3 rRNA genes are annotated in these 5403 nt (G+C 57.7%); all 3 read left to right on the plus strand.

What is annotated here, in order from left to right:
* Nucleotides 1-228 precede the first annotated feature (228 nt).
* The 3 genes from SSP08S_RS57990 to rrf all read left to right on the plus strand — a co-directional run bounded on the left by SSP08S_RS57990 (nt 229) and on the right by rrf (nt 5403).
* Nucleotides 229-1756: ribosomal RNA gene (locus SSP08S_RS57990) — 16S ribosomal RNA — on the plus strand.
* Nucleotides 1757-2069: 313 nt separating this feature from the next.
* Nucleotides 2070-5193 (plus strand): 23S ribosomal RNA (locus SSP08S_RS54440).
* A gap of 93 nt (nt 5194-5286) precedes the next feature.
* Nucleotides 5287-5403 (plus strand): 5S ribosomal RNA (rrf, locus tag SSP08S_RS54445).
* The 16S, 23S and 5S rRNA genes sit together here, the layout of an rRNA operon.

Raw genomic sequence — 5403 nt, forward strand, 5'->3', positions numbered from 1 at the left:
GCCCGGAGGAAAGCCCGAGAGGGTGAGTACAAAGGAAGCGTCCGTTCCTTGAGAACTCAACAGCGTGCCAAAAATCAACGCCAGATATGTTGATACCCCGTCTCCGGTCACTCAGTGGCTGGGGCGAGGTTCCTTTGAAGAAAACACAGCGAGGACGCTGTGAACGGTCGGGCTTATTCCGCCTGACTGTTCCGCTCTCGTGTGTGTGCACCCGATTACGGGTAAACATTCACGGAGAGTTTGATCCTGGCTCAGGACGAACGCTGGCGGCGTGCTTAACACATGCAAGTCGAACGATGAACCACTTCGGTGGGGATTAGTGGCGAACGGGTGAGTAACACGTGGGCAATCTGCCCTGCACTCTGGGACAAGCCCTGGAAACGGGGTCTAATACCGGATAACACTCCTGCACTCATGTGTGGGTGTTGAAAGCTCCGGCGGTGCAGGATGAGCCCGCGGCCTATCAGCTTGTTGGTGAGGTAATGGCTCACCAAGGCGACGACGGGTAGCCGGCCTGAGAGGGCGACCGGCCACACTGGGACTGAGACACGGCCCAGACTCCTACGGGAGGCAGCAGTGGGGAATATTGCACAATGGGCGAAAGCCTGATGCAGCGACGCCGCGTGAGGGATGACGGCCTTCGGGTTGTAAACCTCTTTCAGCAGGGAAGAAGCGCAAGTGACGGTACCTGCAGAAGAAGCGCCGGCTAACTACGTGCCAGCAGCCGCGGTAATACGTAGGGCGCAAGCGTTGTCCGGAATTATTGGGCGTAAAGAGCTCGTAGGCGGCTTGTCACGTCGGGTGTGAAAGCCCGGGGCTTAACCCCGGGTCTGCATTCGATACGGGCTAGCTAGAGTGTGGTAGGGGAGATCGGAATTCCTGGTGTAGCGGTGAAATGCGCAGATATCAGGAGGAACACCGGTGGCGAAGGCGGATCTCTGGGCCATTACTGACGCTGAGGAGCGAAAGCGTGGGGAGCGAACAGGATTAGATACCCTGGTAGTCCACGCCGTAAACGGTGGGAACTAGGTGTTGGCGACATTCCACGTCGTCGGTGCCGCAGCTAACGCATTAAGTTCCCCGCCTGGGGAGTACGGCCGCAAGGCTAAAACTCAAAGGAATTGACGGGGGCCCGCACAAGCAGCGGAGCATGTGGCTTAATTCGACGCAACGCGAAGAACCTTACCAAGGCTTGACATACACCGGAAAGCATTAGAGATAGTGCCCCCCTTGTGGTCGGTGTACAGGTGGTGCATGGCTGTCGTCAGCTCGTGTCGTGAGATGTTGGGTTAAGTCCCGCAACGAGCGCAACCCTTGTCCTGTGTTGCCAGCGTGCCCTTCGGGGTGACGGGGACTCACAGGAGACCGCCGGGGTCAACTCGGAGGAAGGTGGGGACGACGTCAAGTCATCATGCCCCTTATGTCTTGGGCTGCACACGTGCTACAATGGCCGGTACAATGAGCTGCGATACCGTGAGGTGGAGCGAATCTCAAAAAGCCGGTCTCAGTTCGGATTGGGGTCTGCAACTCGACCCCATGAAGTCGGAGTTGCTAGTAATCGCAGATCAGCATTGCTGCGGTGAATACGTTCCCGGGCCTTGTACACACCGCCCGTCACGTCACGAAAGTCGGTAACACCCGAAGCCGGTGGCCCAACCCCCTTGCGGGGAGGGAGCTGTCGAAGGTGGGACTGGCGATTGGGACGAAGTCGTAACAAGGTAGCCGTACCGGAAGGTGCGGCTGGATCACCTCCTTTCTAAGGAGCATCTAGGCCGCCAAACATTGTTTGGTGGTCCAGGGCCATTACGTCGGCAGATGTCCGACGGTGGTTGCTCAAGGGTGGAACGTTGATTATTCGGCACTGCCTGTCATCTCGGGCTGCAAGTACTGTTCTTCGGAGCGTGGAAAGCTGACCACGAGTGGCGGTGGTGCCGGGCACGCTGTTGGGTGTCTGAGGGTACGGCCGTGAGGTCGCCTTCAGTGCCGACCCCAGTGAACTCCGGTGGTAGCCGGGGGTGATGGGTGGTTGGTCGTTGTTTGAGAACTGCACAGTGGACGCGAGCATCTGTGGCCAAGTTTTTAAGGGCGCACGGTGGATGCCTTGGCACCAGGAACCGATGAAGGACGTGGGAGGCCACGATAGTCCCCGGGGAGTCGTCAACCAGGCTTTGATCCGGGGGTTTCCGAATGGGGAAACCCGGCAGTCGTCATGGGCTGTCACCCATACCTGAACACATAGGGTATGTGGAGGGAACGCGGGGAAGTGAAACATCTCAGTACCCGCAGGAAGAGAAAACAACCGTGATTCCGGGAGTAGTGGCGAGCGAAACCGGATGAGGCCAAACCGTATGCGTGTGAGACCCGGCAGGGGTTGCGTATACGGGGTTGTGGGATCTCTCTTCTGTCGTCTGCCGGCGACAGGACGAGTCAGAAACCGTTGATGTAGGCGAAGGACATGCGAAAGGTCCGGCGTAGAGGGTAAGACCCCCGTAGTCGAAACGTCAACGGCTCGTTTGAGAGACACCCAAGTAGCACGGGGCCCGAGAAATCCCGTGTGAATCTGGCGGGACCACCCGCTAAGCCTAAATATTCCCTGGTGACCGATAGCGGATAGTACCGTGAGGGAATGGTGAAAAGTACCGCGGGAGCGGAGTGAAATAGTACCTGAAACCGTGTGCCTACAAGCCGTGGGAGCGTCGGAGTGCATGCTTGCATGCACTCTCGTGACTGCGTGCCTTTTGAAGAATGAGCCTGCGAGTTTGCGGTGTGTTGCGAGGTTAACCCGTGTGGGGGAAGCCGTAGCGAAAGCGAGTCCGAACAGGGCGATTCAGTAGCGCGCTCAAGACCCGAAGCGGAGTGATCTAGCCATGGGCAGGTTGAAGCGGAGGTAAGACTTCGTGGAGGACCGAACCCACCAGGGTTGAAAACCTGGGGGATGACCTGTGGTTAGGGGTGAAAGGCCAATCAAACTCCGTGATAGCTGGTTCTCCCCGAAATGCATTTAGGTGCAGCGTCGTGTGTTTCTTGCCGGAGGTAGAGCACTGGATAGGCGATGGGCCCTACCGGGTTACTGACCTTAGCCAAACTCCGAATGCCGGTAAGTGAGAGCGCGGCAGTGAGACTGTGGGGGATAAGCTCCATGGTCGAGAGGGAAACAGCCCAGAGCATCGACTAAGGCCCCTAAGCGTACGCTAAGTGGGAAAGGATGTGGAGTCGCAGAGACAACCAGGAGGTTGGCTTAGAAGCAGCCACCCTTGAAAGAGTGCGTAATAGCTCACTGGTCTAGTGATTCCGCGCCGACAATGTAGCGGGGCTCAAGCGTACCGCCGAAGTCGTGTCATTCATACAACAGGGCCAACGCCTGTATGGATGGGTAGGGGAGCGTCGTGTGCCGGGTGAAGCCGCAGCGGAAGCTAGTGGTGGACGGTTCACGAGTGAGAATGCAGGCATGAGTAGCGATACACACGTGAGAAACGTGTGCGCCGATTGACTAAGGGTTCCTGGGTCAAGCTGATCTGCCCAGGGTAAGTCGGGACCTAAGGCGAGGCCGACAGGCGTAGTCGATGGATAACCGGTTGATATTCCGGTACCCGCTGTGAAGCGTCAAACATCGAGCATCGTGATGCTAAGGCCGTGAAGCCGTTCCGGACCCTTCGGGGAATGGAAAGTGGTGGAGCCGCCGGCCCAAGCGGTTAGTAGGTGAGTGATGGGGTGACGCAGGAAGGTAGTCCATCCCGGGCGGTGGTTGTCCCGGGGTAAGGGTGTAGGACGTGGTCCAGGTAAATCCGGATCACACATAGTCTGAGACCTGATGCCGAGCCGATTGTGGTGAAGTGGATGATCCTATGCTGTCGAGAAAAGCCTCTAGCGAGTTTCATGGCGGCCCGTACCCTAAACCGACTCAGGTGGTCAGGTAGAGAATACCGAGGCGTTCGGGTGAACTATGGTTAAGGAACTCGGCAAAATGCCCCCGTAACTTCGGGAGAAGGGGGGCCATCACCGGTGATGAGTCTTGCACTCTGAGCTGGGGGTGGCCGCAGAGACCAGCGAGAAGCGACTGTTTACTAAAAACACAGGTCCGTGCGAAGCCGTAAGGCGATGTATACGGACTGACGCCTGCCCGGTGCTGGAACGTTAAGGGGACCGGTTAGTCACTCTTCGGGGTGGCGAAGCTGAGAACTTAAGCGCCAGTAAACGGCGGTGGTAACTATAACCATCCTAAGGTAGCGAAATTCCTTGTCGGGTAAGTTCCGACCTGCACGAATGGCGTAACGACTTCTCGACTGTCTCAACCATAGGCCCGGTGAAATTGCACTACGAGTAAAGATGCTCGTTTCGCGCAGCAGGACGGAAAGACCCCGGGACCTTTACTACAGTTTGATATTGGTGTTCGGTTCGGCTTGTGTAGGATAGCTGGGAGACTGTGAAGCTTGGACGCCAGTTCAGGTGGAGTCGTCGTTGAAATACCAGTCTGGTCGTGCTGGATGTCTAACCTGGGTCCGTGATCCGGATCAGGGACAGTGTCTGATGGGTAGTTTAACTGGGGCGGTTGCCTCCTAAAGAGTAACGGAGGCGCCCAAAGGTTCCCTCAGCCTGGTTGGCAATCAGGTGTTGAGTGTAAGTGCACAAGGGAGCTTGACTGTGAGACCGACGGGTCGAGCAGGGACGAAAGTCGGGACTAGTGATCCGGCGGTGGCTTGTGGAAGCGCCGTCGCTCAACGGATAAAAGGTACCCCGGGGATAACAGGCTGATCTTCCCCAAGAGTCCATATCGACGGGATGGTTTGGCACCTCGATGTCGGCTCGTCGCATCCTGGGGCTGGAGTCGGTCCCAAGGGTTGGGCTGTTCGCCCATTAAAGCGGTACGCGAGCTGGGTTTAGAACGTCGTGAGACAGTTCGGTCCCTATCCGCTGCGCGCGCAGGAACATTGAGAAGGGCTGTCCCTAGTACGAGAGGACCGGGACGGACGAACCTCTGGTGTGCCAGTTGTTCTGCCAAGGGCATGGCTGGTTGGCTACGTTCGGGAGGGATAACCGCTGAAAGCATCTAAGCGGGAAGCCTGCTTCGAGATGAGTGTTCCCACCCCCTCGAGGGGTTAAGGCTCCCAGTAGACGACTGGGTTGATAGGCCGGATCTGGAAGGCGGGTAACCGCTGGAGGTGACCGGTACTAATAGGCCGAGGGCTTGTCCTCAGTTGCTCGCGTCCACTGTGTTGGTTCTGAAACCACGAACAACCCCGTACCCGGGGCCACCGGGTGTGGTGCGGTTGATGTGTTTCATAGTGTTTCGGTGGTCATAGCGTGAGGGAAACGCCCGGTTACATTCCGAACCCGGAAGCTAAGCCTTACAGCGCCGATGGTACTGCAGGGGGGACCCTGTGGGAGAGTAGGACGCCGCCGAAC

Origin of the sequence: Streptomyces hokutonensis (genome assembly GCF_000376565.1) — a bacterium.
In the GTDB taxonomy this organism is placed as follows: Bacteria; Actinomycetota; Actinomycetes; order Streptomycetales; family Streptomycetaceae; genus Streptomyces; species Streptomyces hokutonensis.